Here is an 18,515-nt window from a genome sequence, read left to right as displayed (position 1 = left end):
TGCCGCTCTCTTAATCCCCAGGCGGATCATTGTACCCATCGCCCTGTGCACGCGGTACATCTGGTTTGCCCTCGGGGTTGTTGTATAAATATTGCGGTACATCGCCAACGATGAGCGAGTGAGTGATCGGGATTTTTGTCGTGATCGTCTGCTCGTCTGTCGCGAACGGAATGACAATCCGCAAATCAACCTCCACAAAGATGTAGACAGTCGCCAGTACCATGTTGATGCCAGCTTCCTTTAATTCCGTTTCCAGCTTGGTCTTCACTGACCCGATCGGCGCAAACGTGATGGGCAGATTCGGTCCCATATTCGCCAAAAAGCTGTTTCCTGTGGCTAAACCAAGCGGAATCGTACGGTCTACCTTATCCTCCTCAAACTCCTGGAGCTTATTTTGAATCCGTGATGTTGTTTCTCCCACAATTCGCGCGTATTCTTTGAAGTTAAACTGATACGCCTGAATCTGCCCCTCATTGTTCTTCTCAATCTTGACGATCTGATTAAAATCGACACCTTGCTGGGATATCCGCTTGGTTACCGCATCTGTAATAGCTTCCTTTGCCAGCTGCTCCGCTTTTTGCGAAGCCAGGATCAAGAGCGTCGGTTCCAGCCGTTTTTGCAAAAAGAACAGAAACTGGATAGACATCACTAAAAAAATCACCAGCGCGATCAAAATCGCTTTCATCGGGGAAAGCGGGTTCCTCCAACGCCGACGGGGTCGAAATAGGGCCACTCCCGTCACCTCCCAATTGGTACATCCTATGGTGGGAGGGAGCAAAAAAGACTACTGCTTCCTAAGCTTCACGTAGCTGAAAAGACAGATAACACCCAGTATAAATAACCCTTGTGCGAGTACCATCATTTTGAACAACCCAAACGAGATGGCAAGCGGTGGTGCAGCCACAAACCCGATAAAAAACCCCATTCTGCTAAGTAACCCCTGGATTCCCATTACTCTGCCGCGAATCTGGTTATCCGCTTGTTGCAAAATCGTGCTCTTGTACACTTGGGCACTCCCCGCAAATACGCCTGCGCCTGCCAGCAGCAGTACCACTGTCCACTGATCAGTACCTGCGAAGGCAAACGTAACGACCACGGCTGTCAGTAAGGACACTGTGAGCACCCCTGTAACAAGTGGAATGCGCAAACGGGTAGCAAGATAAGAGCCACCCAGTGCACCGACACTCATTGCTGACCACATCACGCCATGCAAGGTTGCGTCCCCTGCCAGAAGCTGATCAGCCAAAAAGGGCAATCCATAATTATGTGCAGCGGTGCTAATAGACTCAAACAACGCCAGAATACTAATCGCAAGCAAAATAGGCTGTGTGCGCAAATAAATCAATGTAGAAGCAAGGCCCGTAGACGCAGCCTCGCCACTTGCACCAGCAGCAGAGCTGACTTGCCGAGTGACGGTACTCTCCCAGCGAATCCGTGTAAGCATCAGAGCCGAAAACAAAAAGCTGGCTGCATTGCACGCGATAACGAGCGAATAACCGAAATGGTCGGTCAAAAATCCTCCCAAAGCAAACCCGACAATCCCAACAATCGACTCCAGCCGAACGGTAAGTCCATTGATTTTGATCAACTGCCCAGAACCAAACATTTGCGGCAGGGAAGACTGGAAGCTGATGTGAAACAAGGTGTAGAGCATCCCTTTCAAAAAGGCAGCTGTAATGACGACAAATGGGTTCGGGAAGATGAGAATCGCCAGCACAGCCAGCCCTGCCCCGAAATCACTTGCGATCATCGCCTTTCTTCTGTCCAGTCTGTCAGCAAGCATCCCTGCAAAAGGACTGAACAGCATGCCTCCAACCTGACGCATGACAAAAAAGGCGGTTAGCCAATAAGCACTATGTTCAAAAGTAAAAATCAACGCACTGCACGCAATCAAGTCCATCCGGGACCCCAGAGAAGACAATGCATTGACATACAAATAAGCTTTTACATTCATGATTATCCAAACCCTCCTGACGATTCCAGGCGGTTTAGATCGTACGCCCCCAATTAGCTGGCGCGTACACTGATTATGGCAGTTGACATGCTCATGCCTCCTCATGTTTGGAAATGAGTAAATGAAACAACTGATCTGAACAAACCTAAGCGATTTACTTGATGGGGGCGTTTCCCCAAAACGACCTGTGCGGCCAAATGACCGTATCTTTATGATAGAGCCAACCGCTGTCGGCTGTCACCAATCTTCTGCTCACAATGAACAAATGTCCCTTATTTCTCACCGCTCCAGACCTGTTTTCATATCATACAGCATGAAAGCTGAGGTTTTGGAGGTTATTCATGAATCACGAAAGCTTAGAAATAGCATTTGGGTCCTTGCGTTGTCCTACTCCAGTCGAGCTTAGAAAGGCACTTGAATCGCTTACGCTCAGCATGGACAAAATTGCTGCGCATATCCCTGAGCCAGAGAGCCTTCCTTACGGGCGCAAGGTCATGTATACGACGCCGCATGTAGAGGTTGTCCTGATCCATCTTCCCGCTCAGCAGGAGTCGGTTCCTCACAACCACGGTGAATCGTTTGGATGGGAATGGATTATTTCCGGTACACTCACCAACATCATTTTTAATTCACCCTTTGACGACGATCGGGTCCAGCCCACTCAAGCATCCATCGTCACAGCAGGCGAATGCTGCTATATAGCCCCAGGTGAAATTCACGCGATCCGCAATAACGGCGAGATACCGGTTATTTCCTTAAATGTTTATACGCCGCCGCTGCGTAATTCCAAACAGTACCAAACTGCGGCACATATGTAACAAAGACGATAAGCCCCAAGAAGCTCGCACCGAAGCATCCCCCGAGAAGTGGCTGCTGAAGCTCATCCATGTCGATGACCTTACGCCAGCTTTGTGTCGGGGGATTTTTTAACGACACAAGCTCTCCTGCTTTCGGACTTCTTTCAACAGTATATTCCGATCACTTAAATTGGATATTAAAAAAAACACACCACCTGATGATACGGGGTGTGTTTGTCCATACGGAATGCTTTTACAGATTTTCAGTGATATCGGAGAGCTCATCCGCAGAAATCGCTACCTGAGCGACCGCTTGGTTCATGTCCTCCATTACCCGGAAAAAGTTTTCCAGCTCTTTTTGTATTCGCGTGCTTTGGTCCTTACTGTCAGCCACAGCACTCATGATCCCTTCAAAAAAGGCATTTGTTTCGTTGGTCATTTTCGAGCTCGATTGTACCAATTCTTGAATTCCCATCACAACCGAGGACAGGACACTCGTCTGCTGATTCGTCTTTTCTATCAATTCACGTACGCCAAATACGGATTTTTTTGTTTGCTCAGCAAGCTTGCGAACCTCGTCAGCAACGACAGCAAACCCTCGTCCTTGTTCACCTGCTCTCGCAGCCTCAATCGCAGCATTCAATGCCAACAGATTAGTTTGCTCGGCAATCGCTGTCACCACGTCAACGATTCCACGAATCTTTTCTGCGTTGCCTTCCAGCGTGTTCATTTCTTCGGAGATTTGCTTCACGCTATTCTGAATGAGCCCCATCTGTTCCTGCTGTTTCTCCAGCTTCTCCTTGCCTTCCTTGGACAGCTCCTCAGCCGTGTTTGAAAAGCCGGTTCCATTTTCCGCAAAGCGAAGCACTTCGCGGGATTGCTCCGTTAACTGTTCAACAGAAGCGCTGTTTTCCTCGGAGACAGCCGCCAGCTCATGAGCGGAATTCGTGAGGGCAATGCGCAGCTCGTCTTTTTTGTCCTGCTCTTTTTGACGTGCACGCTCGTGCTCCTTTTCGTACTCCTCAAGAACAATTTGCTGTTCAATATTGAGAATCTTGGTTACAACCTGAACCGCATGTACAAATTCTTTTTTGTCGCTGATTCGATCATTGATAATGTCCATAATGGAAATGAGCAAATTTTGAAATGCACACATATACCATTTCGGTTCCAGACCGATTCTCATATGCATCACTGCAATTCGACTGCGCTGCTCAATATATTCACTGTCGATCCGACCGCTGAACATCTCGGTAATATGCCGGGTCAACGTTTGCTTCAATCGCTGGATCGTACTGTTATTATGAATAATCGTCATGAGGATTTCTTCTTTTTCGATATTTTCATAGAAATAATCCACGATTTTATCAATATGTTCAACGATAATGGGCTGTAGTGTCTTCGCAACCGCCAAGTCTTCCTCTGTCAAATGAATGAGGGTCAGCTGCTTGGCAAGCTCGGACTGGGCCTTTATCTTCACTTCTCCCTTTTCCTTGCTAACTAGAAAAAAAGACTCCCTTCTCGCTTTTCCTTTGCCTCCGAACAAACTGGAAAACGGGCATGTACTCATAGGGTGGACTCCTTTTTTTGCGTGAATATTCTATACATAATGGCGTGAAGTATATACACTAGAATAGCTTTCCAATCTTGTACATCCTTTCAATTATATACCCGAAGATAAGGTAGTGTAAACAAGAGGCAGAAGGCTTATTTGTGAATAAAACACGCAGTAAAAAAGAAACAGGACTTCCATCTGCCTTTTACAAATAGAAGTCCTCTTGTTGTTACATCTCTGCTTTTTTTACTTTTGCACTTTGCAGCTTCCACTTTTTATTGTCCCATTTCCAAATGGACTCGACATAAGCAATCGTATCGGCATTGGCTACACCACTTACCCGCTGGATTCCTTTCAGCTCGCAGATACCATCACCATTTTCATCGATAGGCTCTAATACACTAAACGTATTTGGCATTACCTCTGTCGGCTGAACGAGCTTGCCATTTTTGTATACCCCAGCCTCCTCATAGATGCTCTTGCGGTCACTTACATCTAGTAGCGTTGTTTGATTCGTCTCTTTGATCACAAGCTGTACCTTGTAGTTATCCTGAAAAGCACCTGTAATGGTCAAGGCTTGAGGGATTGGCAGGACGGCGGGATTGTTATCCTTGTCACTGAACAAATAATAGTCCGAAGTGCCCCCACTGCCTCCTGTTGGTGCTTGAACCAGTATTTGTTTGGCCTGATTACCCGTGAAGTCGCAAAAAGACATTTGCGGCTGATATCCTCCATAAGCAGTCGTAAAAAAGGATGTTTTCTTTGCGACCGGATCTTGTACCATAACCTTTAGTCGCTCGTAGTACGGGCTGTCAGCGGCAAAACGCTTGCCTAAAAGAGTCACGACATCCGGCCGCCCGTCACCAGTCACATCCTGCCGCTTTATTTGAATCTCTTCATAGACAGCTGGAGCCGGAGTCAGCTGACTAGGGTCTTGTGGAGGTACTGCTTGTCCTGTTGCCATTACTCCCAGCCCAAAGACCATGCTTCCTATCACTCCAAGCCAATTGCTTACCCACATATCCACACAATCCACCTTTCCACATTCTCGTTATACTGCTAGTATGCCGAAAAGATGTACGGAAACTTCCCTATACGATAAAATGATTGAGATGATTTCCAGATAATGTGGAACACTATTCTTGGAAACATACGGTATTATTTGGAACGAAGAGGGTCTGAAGGAGAGCTTTTTCGCAAGCAGACGTGCCTGTTGACATACAAATAAAAGAAAACCTCTATCGAAGCCTAGGGGGCATGACTTGTATGAAAACGTCCAAGTCCGACGACCAAGGTGTGTCCAAACAACCACCCAGCGGTCCGGCGCTGCGCAATGCCTATGAGCTGATTCTCACCCGTATAATGCCGAGACTGTCTTCATCCCCACAATCCACCTGCAGGAGAATGACTCATGAAGATACGATTGATTCAAAACGGAATCATAACCATGATCGATGACATCGAAGAAGCTGCGACTCCGCCTGACAAAGGCTTTTATTGGATCGACGCTACACCGTTTGACCTCGATATTTTGCAGCCAATCTTTGGGTTACATCATCTGGCGGTTGAGGACTGCATCGATGAGGAGGAACAACGTCCAAAGCTTCAGTTTTACGACGATCATTACTTCATGGTGATCAACGGGATCGCCTTTCATGATCAGGACATTTTTTTGCGGGAGATCAATATTTTTCTCGGAAGCAATGCCATCATTACAGTAACGAAGCAAGAAGCACCTGAGTTTACATCGATGCTTGCCATTATCCGTGAAAAAGAAGTCAACCGTCCCGATGCTTTTCTCTACTATCTGGTAGACCAAATTGTCGATCGGTATTTTGATGTTATCGAAAAAATTGAAGACCTGATTGAAGATCTGGAAGAACAAATCTTGATGAACACACGTAAATCCCATTTGGACCAAATCATCGGACTGCGCAGTGAAATCTTGTACGCGCGTAAAATGCTCGTACCTCAAAGAGACTTGATTGACGCCCTGCATAAAAAAGAACTTCCGCTCATTCAACCTTATTTGCGGAAGTACTTTGGCGATATTGTAGAAGATGCGAGTAAAATCGTGGAAAGCTTTGAGACCTTTCGCGATCTCATCGGGAACTTGCGAGAAGCCTACCAAGCGGCACTTGCTGGACGAGCCAATGACATCATGCGCGTGTTTACAGCGTTGACGACGATTTTTATGCCGCTCACGATTGTGACAGGGATATACGGGATGAACTTCGAAGTGATGCCAGAGCTGCATACCCGCTACGGCTACTATATCGTGCTGGGCTGCATGGCGGCGATTGGGATCACGATGTACATCATTTTCAAAAAGAAAGAGTGGCTCTGATCAGCCACTACGTTTTTCGTAAATCAGAAGGTATAGACTACACGAAGAGGTTTTCTTAGACGAGATCACCACAAGCGATGATCATCAAAGCAAGATTTTCAGATAGATTACATTCGTATGGCTGTGTCAATTCCTGGCCCTCTGCATCTACCAGGACACGAATGATCGGGCGGCTCGGCATTCCTTTGTTGGAATCAACAACAACACCCGACACCCCAGAGCTTAATGTGACACTGAGCCCAAGTGGATAGAGTGCGATCGTATCGCGCAGTGCTTCTACATACTTTTGATCAAACAGCGTGTCTGAGCCAGAATAGAGAACCTCCATGGCTTCATGCGGGAGCATTCTTCTCCGGTATACGCGATGGGAAGTCAGCGCATCGAACACATCCGTAACCGCCATTAACCGACCGTAGGGATGGATTTCTTCCTGTTTGAGATTTCGGGGATACCCGGAGCCGTCCCAGCGCTCATGATGCTGAAAGGCACAATGTGCAGCCAACAGAGGAATTTCATCCTGTCGGCGCAGCATTTCAAATCCGTATTCCGTATGCTTTTTCATGATTTCAAACTCTTCCGCTGTTAGACGCCCTGGCTTTTGCAAAATCGTATCCGGAATTTGCATCTTGCCTACATCATGCAGCATTCCGCCGATGCTGATTTCCAGCACTTCCTTTTCCGTATACCCTGTTTTAATAGCGAGAGCGGTACTGTAGAGGGCAACATTAAAGCTATGAGCGAATATGTAGTTATCGAAAGCACAGGCGTCTGCCAAAAGGTTCATTGCTGCGCGGCTTCCACTCAGCTCATCGACTACCGTCGTCATAACCTGACGAATATTTCGCCCGAATGACTTGTCCGAAAAAAGCTGCTGCCATCTTTGCGGTACCTCATGTACAGCCCGGAATGTATCGTGAATAATAGACATAGCCTCTCTGCGAGTTTGATCGGTAATGACCGTCTCCACTATGATGTCATTGGTGCGATCATCCTGAATATAGATACTTGCGATATTTTTGCTCTTGAGTCTCATGAGCATTCGTTGTGTCAGTTCAACGCCTGCGCCAACGAGTATGGTTCCATTTTCTGTATAAATCGACCGAGCCAATTTGTCGCCCGGCTGGCATTTTTGAATAGATGTCAGTCTCATGCGAAACCTTCGCCTTTCCTCAGGGTACCCCTATTATAGCGTGACTCGACGAGATTCTACATGAAAAATTTTCTAAAATGACGTTCACCAAAAAACGCCTTTGTCACAAAAATAGACAAAGGCGCTTGATTTCGTTCATATGTTTCACATACACTACAACATTTTAACTACAGCATCTCTACCAATCATTCCCGCATGAATTCCTCGCTGCTGAGCTGTAGTGGTCACTGATTCCAATGGCGCATCTAAAAGCTCCTGAATCGTTTTGACCCCGACAGCCCGACCAGCCAAGATTTCTCTTGCCGCCAGACGCTCATTCAAAAGTCCCACATCAAGTGCCCCGCACATGATATAGCCATGATCTGTCGTCACTGCAAGCAAGGTCGTTTTCGGCAGATGCACCGTCACTGCAATCGCGGTTCCTTCTGGAAAGTGGATCGGCACTACTTCGACCATCACGATTCCTCCCTTTTCTTTCCTGTCATGTGGCGTTACCATCCTATGACATCGAAAAGAAAAGTGTGTGAGAACTAGCAGGTTAGTGCATCATTGTGGCGGGGAACTGTTCGTCCTCCATAGCTACCTTACGCTTCATGACCTCAATCATGTAGGTAGCCATCATTTGAAACAGCTCCTCTTCCTCCATATCGTCCACCAAGTCGATCAGGTCTTCGCGTGACTGATCTGCCAAAATCCCGACAACAACTGCGGTGATATCTTCTTCATCTCCGTTTAAATGCCCTCGGTACAGCTCATACAGCTCATCAATAAAGCGCATCTCCTGCCGCCTCCCTTTTTCCATAGCATGCCCTGTTTGGAGAGGGACTGTTCCTTTCAGCAAAAAGAGGATACGACACTTGTTATGGCGAGGGTACCTGTTCCCAGCGCGGGAGAAAGGCATTTTGCAAAAGCGCTTGGTCCGTAACTGTCTTGGCGATGACCTCCCGCAGCGTTTCGGGTAAAAAGAATTGGATATGGGTTCCTTGGAGCAGATCAGGGAACAGCCTATTATACATAAACATGTCGACCGTTCCTACTCGATATTCTTTGTCTGCAACGAGCGGATTGCCATTTACCTCAATTTCCAAAATATGCGGATGCTCTCCAGCTATGTAACGGATGTGCAAGCCATCAACAGCCATCCAGCCTTCTACTTTGCCGCGAAAGCCATATCCCCGAAGCTCCCGGCGCACCATTTCCGGCTGTATCGACTGTTCTAGCATACTCATGAGCTGCTCACCGGTAAGTGTGACGGCACAGGCACTAATTGGATGAGGTACGGACCTGAGCAGATCTCCAAAGGACAAGCTTCCTCGATGCAGATCCGCGAGCAGCAAGCCCCCGTTCGCCAGCCCAATCTCTGCGCCTGTCCACTTGCGGATGCTGGCAGCCAAAAAAGAGCCAAATGGAGTCTCATCACTCCAGCCTATCTGCAGATCATGCTTCAGACTAGTGAATGGATGGAACAGCTTTTTCTTTGCAGCCTCTTGTTCCTCCTCGATAAACGTGCGCAATTGCTCATCTTCAGGATAATTCTCTGTGGCAAACAACTCCGCAGATACAGAGTTCATACGCTTTGCATCACGATCCCAGGCTAACTGCACATGTCCCACATATTCTCCAAAGCGTCCAGTCTGAGCAACCAAAGTCCCCGCGATATGCTCTCCATGTAGAAGAGTATGATGGGTATGCGCCCCCAAGATCACATCAAGTCCGTCCACCTCTTGGGCTACTAGACAGTCCGTCCGGTAGCCCAAATGAGACAAGAGAATGATCACATCGACCTGCGATCGCAACGCGGCTACCTGCGCTTGAATCAAAGGCAACGGCTCTGCAATCTCCCAGCCCATGCTCCGATAAGAAGGGACAAAAGGAATCGTCACGCCAAGCAGTGCAATCCGCAAATCAGCAAATTCATGGATGGTGTAGGGAACAGCCCAATGTGGCTGCGTGCCGCTAGAAGCATCGTGCAGGTTGGTAGCAATGACAGTAAACTTTGCTTCCTCATACAACTGATCCAATTTTTCCTTAGGGAGGGTGATTCCTTCGTTGTTACCAATCGTCGCGTACTGATAGCCACTGCGGTTCATCACGTCGACATTCGTTTTTCCAAAGGTCGCCTCCGTCTTCATATCCATCCGGTCCATATGATCGCCGATATCGACGGTAAGCACATATTCCCCGCGACTCTCCCATTCCTCCCGACATTTCCGTAGGCAGGTCGCGATCCGCGGCATTGTCGTAAAATGGCTGTGCAAATCGTTGGTGTGCAACAAGTGCAAGGTACAGGTGTCAGCCACGACTTTCCCTCCCTTTTTGCTTACTTATCCTACAATAGACTCCACAATCATCTGAATCCCAATGCCCAAAATTAAGACACGCAGGACGAGGACGATTGTACGTCCTTTCATTTTGCCGGCAGCAATTGCTCCGAGCTTTCCTCCTGCCCAAGCTCCAGGGGCTAGCATAGCAGCGTACAACCAGTTTACGTTATCATGGAGAATGTTAGTAGCAGAGCCGATGACTGCAGAGAAAAAGATGACGAGCATCGAAGTCGCTGTCGCAATGTGCGGAGGAAAACGAAACAAAATCATCATCGCAGGCACCATCAGAACGCCTCCGCCTACACCGAACAACGACGAGGTGATTCCCACAAAAAACGCGATAAGAATCGCACTCCATCTGCTGTATCCGTACTCGAATTCATGGCCCTCGTTATCCACAAATTGACGTTTGATTTGCCAATCGATATTGCGCGGCTTGATTTTGTCCTTGAACATCAAGAGTGCAAACATGCATAGCTGGAAAACGCCAAACAACAGCGAAAAGCTCTTGATTGGTAATAGTGTATTAACATAGACACCTACGATAGCACCAGGGGCACTACCAATAAAAAAGAGCAGTGCGCTTTGAATATCCACTTTTTTCTGTTTGAGGTAGGAAATCGACGACGAAAGCGCCGTGACTGCAATCACCAATAATGATGTTGCCGTAGCGACCTGTGGAGACATAGAGCCAGGCATGTACATGTTGGCTAGAAATAAGAGTGCGGGGACAAAAAAGATGCCTCCCCCAAGCCCTGCAATACTCCCGATGACCCCTGCTACCACACCGATAAATAAAAACACGATAGCAATCGTTACCAGCATAAAGCCCCTTCTTTCTCCCGTTAGAACAATTCCATCTGTCTGGGGTTTAATCCACTCGGGCGAAGGCCCAGCATATTAGAAAACTGCTTTGCATTTGCTGACGCATCTCCCCCAGAGTTATTGTTGAACAAAATACAGACTTCATCCGCCTCTTTCGCCACCTGCTCAATACGTGGCACCCACTCAGCCAGCTCCTCCTCGCTGTAGCGATACAGATAGCGAACATCCCGCCAATTTTGCCCTTCGCCCGGATCTCTCCAGCCCGAATGATTACGACCGTGGAAGCGGACCAATGACAATCCAGGATGCGCCACTGCGGTTACAATCGGTACAGAGCCTGCTCCCACCTGAGGCTCATCACACAAGACATGAGTAGCTTCGATTTTGCGTAAAAAATCGAGCGTCCGCTCGCAAAAACGTTTATCAAACCAGCTGCGATGCCGAAACTCGACTGCAAATGGATAGCTGGCCATCGCCTGCCTGCACGCTTGGACGTACTGTACATTTTCTCTCGTGCAATCAAACCAGGGCGGGAATTGAAAAAGCAATGTCTTTAGCTTTTTTGCCTCCACCAGCGGTTGAATGCTCTCTTCGAAATGCCGAAACAGGTCCCTGCGATGGGCAGGTGCGTCCCCGCGTTGATGCCCGGTCATCGCCTGATGTGGTTTGACAATAAAGCCAAAACAGTCCGGAGTATCCCGGACCCATGATTCGTAATTGCGCTGTGGTAAAATGGCATAAAACGAGCTGTCCACTTCCACGATAGGAAAATGGCTCGCGTAGACAGAAAGCTTGTCGCGGTTTTGGACTCCTTGGGTGTACAGATCATCATGATCTCCCCAGCCGCAGACACCTACCTGAATCGTACTCATTGCTTATGAACCTCCACAATATTGAAATAATTAAACCATGGAAGGATGGAGGCATCCCATGCTACCTGATTGGTTGGGCGAACCCTTTGCGTCTAAGAATAACAAATTATTACTGACCCGAAAAGTAGCGAAACGCCTCCTGAGTGAAGCTCAAGAGACGTTTCCTTATGAATATTCGGCTTTGCTCAGCGGTAGAGGAAATACCATTACCGGCTATGTATCCATGCCCCACAGCTTTGATGAACACGCTTTTGCTTGGGATGGTGCTACTTTTTTGCAAGCCTTGGGCACCATCAGGAAGTCCAACGAGCAATGGCTCGGTGTTCTTCACTCTCATCCGCACTCGCCACCTCTACCATCGACCAGCGACCACAATGGCTGGCATTATCCGATGCTCAGCTACTGGATTGTCGGCCTCTCAGCTGATGAGCCCATTCTCATGCTCTATCAGTGGGGAGATGGCGGTTTTGAAAAACGTGACTATACCATAATCGACGACTTCTGCTCAGATAGCTCTGATGCATGCTCATCGTCACCAAAGAACTCTTGATACAGGGCAATGACGGCCAAATCCGCTTCCTCTTCTTTCACCCCAAACATCATGCTTACCTCGGAGGAGCCTTGGTTGATCATCTCCAGATTGATCTTCGCTGCAGCGAGGGCAGTGGTAGCGCGAGCCGTCGTTCCAACTGAGCGCCTCATCCCTTCCCCGACGATCATAACCAGAGCAAGACCATGCTGAACCGCGATGTCCTCTGCCTCAAGCTCTGTTTGAATCCGTTCTACAATCCGCTGCTCCACTTCAGCAGACATATCCCGTTCCCGTAAAATGACCGAGATATTGTCTATCCCAGACGGAGTATGCTCATAGGAGAGACCTTCTTCCTCCAGGATCTGCAACAGCTTCCGTCCAAAGCCGATCTCTTTGTTCATCAAATATTTGCTGACATAAATACTGCAAAATCCACTATCGCTGGCAATACCTGATACGCGATTCGTCGCATACGGACGCTCAGCCACGATTAACGTTCCCGGCGCTGACGGGTTATTCGTATTTTTGATGCAAACAGGAATGTCTGCCTGATAGGCAGGAATTAAAGCTTCTTCATGAAACACACTAAATCCGGAATAGGAAAGCTCCCGCATCTCCCTGTACGTAATTTCCTTTACCTGCTTTGGTTCTGGAATCAGGTTTGGATTAACGACGTAGACTGAGTCCACATCGGTAAAGTTTTCGTACACATCCGCCTTGACCGCAGCTGCAAGAATGGAGCCGGTAATATCCGATCCACCACGCGAAAAAGTAACCAGCTCTCCTGCAGTTGAATAGCCGAAGAATCCGGGAAACACCGTAATTCCTTTACGCTCACGCAGTGCTGCAAGCTTCTCGTAAGCGATTGGCAGCACATGAGCATTGCTCGCTTCGTCAGTCACGAGCATCCCGGCATCTTTCGGGTTAATATACGCCGCGTCCTCTCCCAGACTGGACAAGTAGTGAGCAACCACCTTTGCGCACGTATCCTCTCCTGCCGCCTTGACTGCATCGATGAATCTCTCTGTCGAAAGCCCTTGCTTGTTTGCAAGCACTCCCTCCAGTTCACTCTCCACAATGTTCCACACTTCTCGTGACAGCCCAAGCTCCTGGACAATTTCCTGGTACCTTTTGTATATGGCCTGCTTTTCCGCTTCTGCCACGCCTTCTTGCAAAAAGCGTTCAGCATAGGCGATCAACAGGTCGGTTACCTTCGTATCATCCTTATGTCTTTTTCCTGGGGCGGAGACGACAATCAATCGTCTGCTTTGATCCGCACGAATAATCCCGCATACTTTTTTTATTTGTTCTGCACTAGCCAGCGAAGTTCCACCGAATTTTGCAACCTTCATCTTTTCTCCTCCATCTGCCTATCTCTTTATCCGTTCCAAATCTGATATTAGATTAAAGTATCCGCCCAAAAAGTACAAGTGTCTTTTCCTGGAGGACACATCGGAATATTCAAGAGCAGTTTGTGCATAGTAACGTTTAAGTGCAATTTCGTTGTTGATTTCATTTAGGCAAGGCTAGCAGCGAGGTGATACAAATGAAAAAACGTGTTGGGCTTATTCTTCTCCTCTTTTCCGTTTTTCTGGTGCCTTCTCATCCAGATCCTGTTGTCGCCCAGGACGGGAAGGATCGGGAGTACTACGAGACACGCGGGGACATCGTCTGGGAGGTTCCGACGGATAAAAAAGTGATTGCGCTTACTTTTGACGATGGCCCAGACCCAACTTACACACCCCAAATTGCTGAGCTCTTAAAGCAGTACATGCAAGAGCAACCTTTTTCGTAGTGGGCTCGAGGGTAAACTCATTTCCGGAAGTGGCACGTCTGCTCGCTAGTGAACAGCATGAGCTCGCAAACCATACGTATACACACCCGGATATGCGGCGAATATCGCCTGAGAAGCTGGCTCAGGAAGTCGCGAAAACGCAGGAGACGATTTATGAAGTTACCGGAACCAAACCGCTGCTTTTTCGTCCTCCTGGTGGATACTACAGTGAATCCATCGTGAACATCGCGAAACGGGCTGGCGCATTGGTAATCATGTGGTCTTGGCATCAGGATACCCGCGACTGGAGTGATCCCGGCGTCAAAAAAATCGTCAACAAGGTCCTGAAAAATGCCCGAAATGGGGACATTGTTCTGTTCCATGATTATGGCGGCAATCGTAAGCAAACGGTTCAAGCATTGAAAGAAATATTGCCTGAGCTGCAAAATCGCGGTTATCAGTTTGTGACAGTCTCTGAATTAATGAATCACTATGGGACGAAAAAAGTAGGAAAAAACTGATACCAAACAAGCCCCCTCCACATGTAGGAAGGGGGCCGTTTCTATGTCATTTCTTTAGTTTGTTTTGTCTGCGGTATCTGCTGTCTTCTGTGGCGCTGCTTTGTCAGCATTGCCCGCTGTAACCGCCGAAACGGAGCCTGCTGGTGCAGGAGCCTGATTAGCCGTCAGGGCTGGCTGCGCCTGATTTACAGGACCTTTTTGCATAAAGTCAGTAATCATTTTGTTCATATCCAGCCCAGAAACGTCTTTGAGCATTTCTGGCAGCTGTGCCATCAGCTTGGTGACGTTCCCGCTCAAGCGATTGACCCCGTCTCCACTGCCTCCACCAGCATCGACGATCGTGACTTTGTCGATAGCCTTGATCGGCTCTGCGATCTTCTCCGCCAGCTCTGGGAGCATTTTTGCAATGATATCGAGAACCGCTGCCTGACCGAACTTTTCGAACGCCTCTGCCAGCTTCTCCTTACCTTCCGCTTCTGCTTCCAGCTTGAGACGGGTGACTTCTGCCTCTGCCGTACCTTTTGCTCTTTCTGCCTCTGCAATCGCCAAACCGTCAAGACGCTTTTGTTCAGCCATCGCTTTTGCTTCTGCCTCAATCCGATATTTCAGCGCATCTGCCTCACGCAGCTTTTTGGCTTTTTCCGCCTCTGCCGCTTGCTCGACGGAGTAACGGTCCGCATCTGCTTTTTTCTTTACTTCTGCATCGTATTGTTTCTCGCGACGCAAAATTTCTTTTTCCTCCAGCTCGATCTCCTTTTGCTTACGAACCAGATCGACTTTCATTTCTTCTTCCGTTACCTGCTGCTTCGCGACTGCCTCTTGCAGCTTGTAGGCTTGGTCAGCGCTTGCCTTTGCTTTGTCCTGCTCCTGCTTAAACGCAGCGACCTTCAGTTCTTTTTCTTTTTCCGCCTCGGCGATGTTTGTTTCTTTTAACAGCTCTGCCTTGCGAGCCGATTCCTCTGCTTGTGCCTGCTTGATCCGAGCTTCCTTGTCTGCATCTGCCTGTGAGATTGTCGCATCACGCTTGACTGCTGCAATCTGCGGAATCCCCAAGGCTGCGAGATAACCGTTTTTATCACGCACGTCCTTGATGGTAAAGCTGACAACGGACAGACCCATTTTTTTCAAATCCTTGGTCGCCACCGCTTGCACTTCTTGGGCGAAGCGCTCTCGGTTTTTATAGATCTCTTCTACCGTCATACTGCCGAGAATCGCTCTGAGATAGCCCTCCAAAACTTCCTGCGCTTCACTTTTGAGCGCCTCGTCTTTTTTGCCCATGAATTGTTCTGCAGCAGTAGCGATATCTTCGATGGAACCGCCAATTTTGATGATGGCTACTCCATCCGCCATCACAGGAACACCCTGCTCTGTATATACCTCTGGTGTCGACACGTCCAGCTTATGGGACAGAAGACTCAGAAAATTCGCTTGTTGAAAGATCGGGAGAATAAATGCACCGCCACCGCGGACAATCTTCATTTTGCGACCAGACTCGTCGCTGAGTACGTTTTTACTGCCCAAATAGCTACCTGTAACGATCATCGCCTCATCTGCGCCAACCGTCTTGTAACGCGCCCAAAAGGCGATACCCAAGACGAGAAAGACCGCTACGACGACTCCTACAGTCGTGAGAATACCTGGTTCAAAATCAAACATGCTCCTTCATCTCCTTTTCCCATTCATTGTGGAAAGGCGTTACATACAATACGTGGTCCCGCACTTCTACCACCACTACACGGGTTCCTTGCTGGATTGTCTGCTGTTCCAGACTCGCCGCCATATGATAAGTCGTACCGCTAATCATGGGGAGCAAAACCTCTCCCAAGCCATCTGCCGGAATCGTCGTGTTCACCTCACCCAGCTTGCCACCCAGCTGATTCATGGAGTATCCGGTGGAGTGTTCTGCCTTGCTCATGGGCTTTACCCAGACAAAAAACGCTGCTACTGCCAATCCTCCACCAATGGCAATGGCCAACAACAGGACGACCAGCCAAGAAAGCGAAGTGAAGCGCGAGAGCAGATAGCCGGCTCCACCAAACGCGGTAAGGCCGCTTACAAGCACGATCGGTTCTACGACAGGCAGTTGAAGCTGCCCCAGCATATCTGAGATCGTATCACCAAAAATAAGCGAGATCAGGGTATAGATGAGGCCACCAACGAGGCAAACCATGTAGACGGTTTCAAGTACGCCCACGTTAATTCACTCCTTTCCAAAAATGCCTCTACTTCTCATACGATTCAGAACGAAAAAGGTTTCATAATTAAGGAAAATCCCCCCTTAAAAAGGGAGGATTAGGATTTTTATTTATCCGAAAAAGGTTTGGTAGAGCAAATAAAGGTTCAATCCCATGATAACCGTAGCCACAAACCAGGCGAGCCATTTCAGCCAAGGGGCGTTGACAAACTCACCCATCTTCGTTTTGTCACTCGTGAATTTGACTAATGGAACAACCGCAAAGGACAGCTGCAACGAAAGGATGACCTGACTGAGGATCAGCAAATCTGTCGCTCCGCTCTCTCCATACATGGCGGTGACAATGACGGCTGGCACGATGGCAATCATCCGCGTGATCAGTCGTCGCAGCCAAGGCGTAATACGGAGATTCAAAAAGCCCTCCATCACAATCTGCCCTGCCAAAGTCCCCGTCAGTGTGGAGTTCATCCCCGCCGCCAGCAAGGCTACTCCAAAGAGAATGCTGCCAAGCGTCGTTCCTAGCAAGGGAGCAAGCAAATGATACGCATCGGCAATGTCCGCTACATCTGTCATTCCTGCACGGTGAAAGGTCGCCGACGACAGGATCAGAATAGCCGCATTAATTCCCATCGCGAAAACCAGTGCAATCGTCGAGTCCACAGTCGCAAATTTGATCGCTTCCCGTTTTCCCAAGGTCGTCCGCTCGTAGTCACGCGTCTGTACGATAGAAGAATGGAGGTACAGGTTGTGCGGCATGACCGTAGCGCCCAAAATACCGATCGCGATATAAAGCATTTCCGGATTTTTGATAATCTCGGTAGTCGGGATAAAACCGCCGAGAATTCCGGCTACGTCCGGCTGCGACCAGAACATTTCGAATGCGAAGCACGCGCCGATCGTTACAATTAACGCGATGACAAGCGACTCTACATAGCGGAACCCTTTGTTTTGCAAAAACAGGACAATCATGACATCTAATGCGGTAATCAAGACCCCGTAAACAAGCGGGATACCAAATAACAAATTAAGTGCAATCGCAGCCCCAATCACTTCTGCAAGATCACATGCTGCGATGGCAAGCTCACACAACGCCCAAAGCCCCATGGCGACTGGCTTGCTGTAGTGATCCCGACACGCTTGGGCCAAATCTCGACCAGTCGCAATCCCCAGTTTTCCAGCAAGCGCTTGTAAGAGGATCGCCATCAGATTAGATAGCATGATCACCGACAACAGAGAATAACCAAACATGGAGCCGCCCGCAATATCTGTCGCCCAGTTTCCCGGGTCCATATACCCTACAGCGACGAGATAGCCGGGACCAGCAAAAGCTAGAAACTTGCGAATCCACGAGCCTTTTTGGGGAATCTTCATGGATCGATGTACCTCTGGCAAGGACGGCTGGTCAGCTGCCATTCTCCAGCCTTGCTCTTGAACAGCTTCATTCGAATTTGATTTCGTCAGCATGATGTATTCACCCCATTTTGTGGCTCAGGTCACTTTTTTTGCATCAGTGCAACTTTTAGTCAAAAAAATATAGGAATTAGCCAAAAGCAAAAATGTTTACCTAGCGAAATATATTTCATATTATACTCCGATTCGCCTCATTTGCAACGACGGATTGTTGGAATTTTTTATCTTTCTAATTATTTTATTTTGTATATATTTGCATG

General features: G+C 48.3%; 18 protein-coding genes and 1 pseudogene. 5 read left to right on the top strand and 14 right to left on the bottom strand.

Going from position 1 to position 18,515, the window contains the following annotated elements:
* Positions 1-10 precede the first annotated feature (10 nt).
* Together yunB and C3B52_RS01225 are read right to left on the bottom strand one after the other, a co-directional pair.
* Positions 11-742 (bottom strand): sporulation protein YunB, encoded by a 732-nt coding sequence (gene yunB, locus C3B52_RS01230; protein ID WP_235615556.1) that lies wholly within the window; start codon positions 740-742, stop codon positions 11-13.
* Positions 743-784: 42 nt separating this feature from the next.
* Positions 785-1,954 (bottom strand): MFS transporter, encoded by a 1,170-nt coding sequence (locus C3B52_RS01225; protein ID WP_103104270.1) that lies wholly within the window; start codon positions 1,952-1,954, stop codon positions 785-787.
* A gap of 341 nt (positions 1,955-2,295) precedes the next feature.
* On the opposite strand from C3B52_RS01225, the gene C3B52_RS01220 reads away from it, so the two are divergent.
* Entirely contained in the window at positions 2,296-2,772 is a 477-nt protein-coding gene (locus C3B52_RS01220) for a cysteine dioxygenase (protein ID WP_103104269.1), read from the top strand.
* 232 nt (positions 2,773-3,004) lie between these two features.
* On the opposite strand, the gene C3B52_RS01215 is transcribed toward C3B52_RS01220, so the two are convergent.
* Both C3B52_RS01215 and C3B52_RS01210 read right to left on the bottom strand, forming a co-directional pair.
* Positions 3,005-4,321 carry a globin-coupled sensor protein gene (locus tag C3B52_RS01215; RefSeq protein WP_103104268.1) on the bottom strand — a complete coding sequence of 439 codons (1,317 nt, stop codon included), beginning with the start codon at positions 4,319-4,321 and terminating at the stop codon, positions 3,005-3,007.
* 214 nt (positions 4,322-4,535) lie between these two features.
* A complete protein-coding gene (locus C3B52_RS01210; protein WP_103104267.1) occupies positions 4,536-5,327 on the bottom strand; it encodes a hypothetical protein in 792 nt (263 codons plus the stop codon).
* Positions 5,328-5,572: 245 nt separating this feature from the next.
* Here C3B52_RS01210 and C3B52_RS36290 point away from each other — a divergent pair, with 245 nt between their 5' ends.
* Entirely contained in the window at positions 5,573-5,764 is a 192-nt protein-coding gene (locus C3B52_RS36290) for a hypothetical protein (RefSeq protein WP_164684660.1), read from the top strand.
* The gene (gene corA, locus C3B52_RS01205) at positions 5,718-6,653 is read left to right on the top strand and encodes a magnesium/cobalt transporter CorA (RefSeq protein ID WP_103104266.1); all 936 of its coding nucleotides are present in this window, start codon (positions 5,718-5,720) and stop codon (positions 6,651-6,653) included. The genes C3B52_RS36290 and corA overlap by 47 nt, the downstream gene beginning before the upstream one ends.
* Before the next feature lie 55 nt (positions 6,654-6,708).
* On the opposite strand, the gene C3B52_RS01200 is transcribed toward corA, so the two are convergent.
* From C3B52_RS01200 to C3B52_RS01175, 6 genes are all read right to left on the bottom strand, one after another.
* A complete protein-coding gene (locus C3B52_RS01200) occupies positions 6,709-7,803 on the bottom strand; it encodes an HD-GYP domain-containing protein (RefSeq protein ID WP_103104265.1) in 1,095 nt (364 codons plus the stop codon).
* 153 nt (positions 7,804-7,956) lie between these two features.
* Positions 7,957-8,259 (bottom strand): YunC family protein, encoded by a 303-nt coding sequence (locus C3B52_RS01195; protein ID WP_103104264.1) that lies wholly within the window; start codon positions 8,257-8,259, stop codon positions 7,957-7,959.
* 82 nt (positions 8,260-8,341) lie between these two features.
* Positions 8,342-8,581 carry a DUF6154 family protein gene (locus C3B52_RS01190; RefSeq protein WP_049741654.1) on the bottom strand — a complete coding sequence of 80 codons (240 nt, stop codon included), beginning with the start codon at positions 8,579-8,581 and terminating at the stop codon, positions 8,342-8,344.
* An 82-nt stretch (positions 8,582-8,663) separates the two neighbouring features.
* Positions 8,664-10,103, bottom strand: a complete 1,440-nt coding sequence (locus C3B52_RS01185) for a bifunctional metallophosphatase/5'-nucleotidase (RefSeq protein WP_103104263.1) — start codon at positions 10,101-10,103, stop codon at positions 8,664-8,666.
* A gap of 24 nt (positions 10,104-10,127) precedes the next feature.
* Positions 10,128-10,952, bottom strand: coding sequence for a sulfite exporter TauE/SafE family protein (locus C3B52_RS01180; RefSeq protein ID WP_103104262.1), 825 nt, complete (start codon positions 10,950-10,952; stop codon positions 10,128-10,130).
* Between the two features lie 20 nt (positions 10,953-10,972).
* Positions 10,973-11,824, bottom strand: coding sequence for a DUF72 domain-containing protein (locus C3B52_RS01175; protein WP_103104261.1), 852 nt, complete (start codon positions 11,822-11,824; stop codon positions 10,973-10,975).
* 58 nt (positions 11,825-11,882) lie between these two features.
* On the opposite strand from C3B52_RS01175, the gene C3B52_RS01170 reads away from it, so the two are divergent.
* Complete coding sequence (locus C3B52_RS01170; RefSeq protein WP_103104260.1) at positions 11,883-12,374, top strand: M67 family metallopeptidase; 492 nt, start codon at positions 11,883-11,885, stop codon at positions 12,372-12,374.
* Here C3B52_RS01170 and C3B52_RS01165 read toward each other — a convergent pair.
* The gene (locus C3B52_RS01165) at positions 12,305-13,708 is read right to left on the bottom strand and encodes an aspartate kinase (RefSeq protein ID WP_103104259.1); all 1,404 of its coding nucleotides are present in this window, start codon (positions 13,706-13,708) and stop codon (positions 12,305-12,307) included. The genes C3B52_RS01170 and C3B52_RS01165 overlap by 70 nt on opposite strands.
* 194 nt (positions 13,709-13,902) lie before the next feature.
* Between C3B52_RS01165 and C3B52_RS01160 the strand changes: the two are divergent.
* Positions 13,903-14,651 (top strand): annotated as a pseudogene (locus tag C3B52_RS01160) (polysaccharide deacetylase family protein).
* A gap of 54 nt (positions 14,652-14,705) precedes the next feature.
* Here C3B52_RS01160 and C3B52_RS01155 read toward each other — a convergent pair.
* The 3 genes from C3B52_RS01155 to C3B52_RS01145 form a co-directional block, all read right to left on the bottom strand.
* Positions 14,706-16,307, bottom strand: coding sequence for a flotillin family protein (locus tag C3B52_RS01155; protein ID WP_103104258.1), 1,602 nt, complete (start codon positions 16,305-16,307; stop codon positions 14,706-14,708).
* Complete coding sequence (locus C3B52_RS01150; RefSeq protein ID WP_103104257.1) at positions 16,300-16,845, bottom strand: NfeD family protein; 546 nt, start codon at positions 16,843-16,845, stop codon at positions 16,300-16,302. The genes C3B52_RS01155 and C3B52_RS01150 overlap by 8 nt, the downstream gene beginning before the upstream one ends.
* 111 nt (positions 16,846-16,956) lie before the next feature.
* Entirely contained in the window at positions 16,957-18,309 is a 1,353-nt protein-coding gene (locus C3B52_RS01145) for an Nramp family divalent metal transporter (RefSeq protein ID WP_373419702.1), read from the bottom strand.
* Between the last annotated feature and the right edge of the window lie 206 nt (positions 18,310-18,515).

Source organism: Brevibacillus reuszeri (assembly GCF_002897295.1).
Lineage (GTDB): Bacteria > Bacillota > Bacilli > Brevibacillales > Brevibacillaceae > Brevibacillus > Brevibacillus reuszeri_A.
The sequence above is the reverse complement of the archived record's forward strand: the minus strand, read 5'-3'. Positions and strand labels throughout refer to the sequence as shown.

Bases quoted from the DNA above. Each gene is read 5' to 3' on its own strand.
- C3B52_RS01175 (WP_103104261.1), bottom strand. From the start codon at position 11,824: ATGAGTACGATTCAGGTAGGTGTCTGCGGCTGGGGAGATCATGATGAT.
- C3B52_RS01190 (WP_049741654.1), bottom strand. From the start codon at position 8,581: ATGCGCTTTATTGATGAGCTGTATGAGCTGTACCGAGGGCATTTAAAC.
- C3B52_RS01200 (WP_103104265.1), bottom strand. From the start codon at position 7,803: ATGAGACTGACATCTATTCAAAAATGCCAGCCGGGCGACAAATTGGCT.
- C3B52_RS01180 (WP_103104262.1), bottom strand. From the start codon at position 10,952: ATGCTGGTAACGATTGCTATCGTGTTTTTATTTATCGGTGTGGTAGCA.
- C3B52_RS01145 (WP_373419702.1), bottom strand. From the start codon at position 18,309: ATGCTGACGAAATCAAATTCGAATGAAGCTGTTCAAGAGCAAGGCTGG.
- C3B52_RS01210 (WP_103104267.1), bottom strand. From the start codon at position 5,327: ATGTGGGTAAGCAATTGGCTTGGAGTGATAGGAAGCATGGTCTTTGGG.
- C3B52_RS01165 (WP_103104259.1), bottom strand. From the start codon at position 13,708: ATGAAGGTTGCAAAATTCGGTGGAACTTCGCTGGCTAGTGCAGAACAA.
- C3B52_RS01170 (WP_103104260.1), top strand. From the start codon at position 11,883: ATGCTACCTGATTGGTTGGGCGAACCCTTTGCGTCTAAGAATAACAAA.
- C3B52_RS01195 (WP_103104264.1), bottom strand. From the start codon at position 8,259: ATGGTCGAAGTAGTGCCGATCCACTTTCCAGAAGGAACCGCGATTGCA.
- C3B52_RS01215 (WP_103104268.1), bottom strand. From the start codon at position 4,321: ATGAGTACATGCCCGTTTTCCAGTTTGTTCGGAGGCAAAGGAAAAGCG.
- C3B52_RS01155 (WP_103104258.1), bottom strand. From the start codon at position 16,307: ATGTTTGATTTTGAACCAGGTATTCTCACGACTGTAGGAGTCGTCGTA.
- C3B52_RS01220 (WP_103104269.1), top strand. From the start codon at position 2,296: ATGAATCACGAAAGCTTAGAAATAGCATTTGGGTCCTTGCGTTGTCCT.
- C3B52_RS36290 (WP_164684660.1), top strand. From the start codon at position 5,573: ATGAAAACGTCCAAGTCCGACGACCAAGGTGTGTCCAAACAACCACCC.
- corA (WP_103104266.1), top strand. From the start codon at position 5,718: ATGAAGATACGATTGATTCAAAACGGAATCATAACCATGATCGATGAC.
- C3B52_RS01225 (WP_103104270.1), bottom strand. From the start codon at position 1,954: ATGAATGTAAAAGCTTATTTGTATGTCAATGCATTGTCTTCTCTGGGG.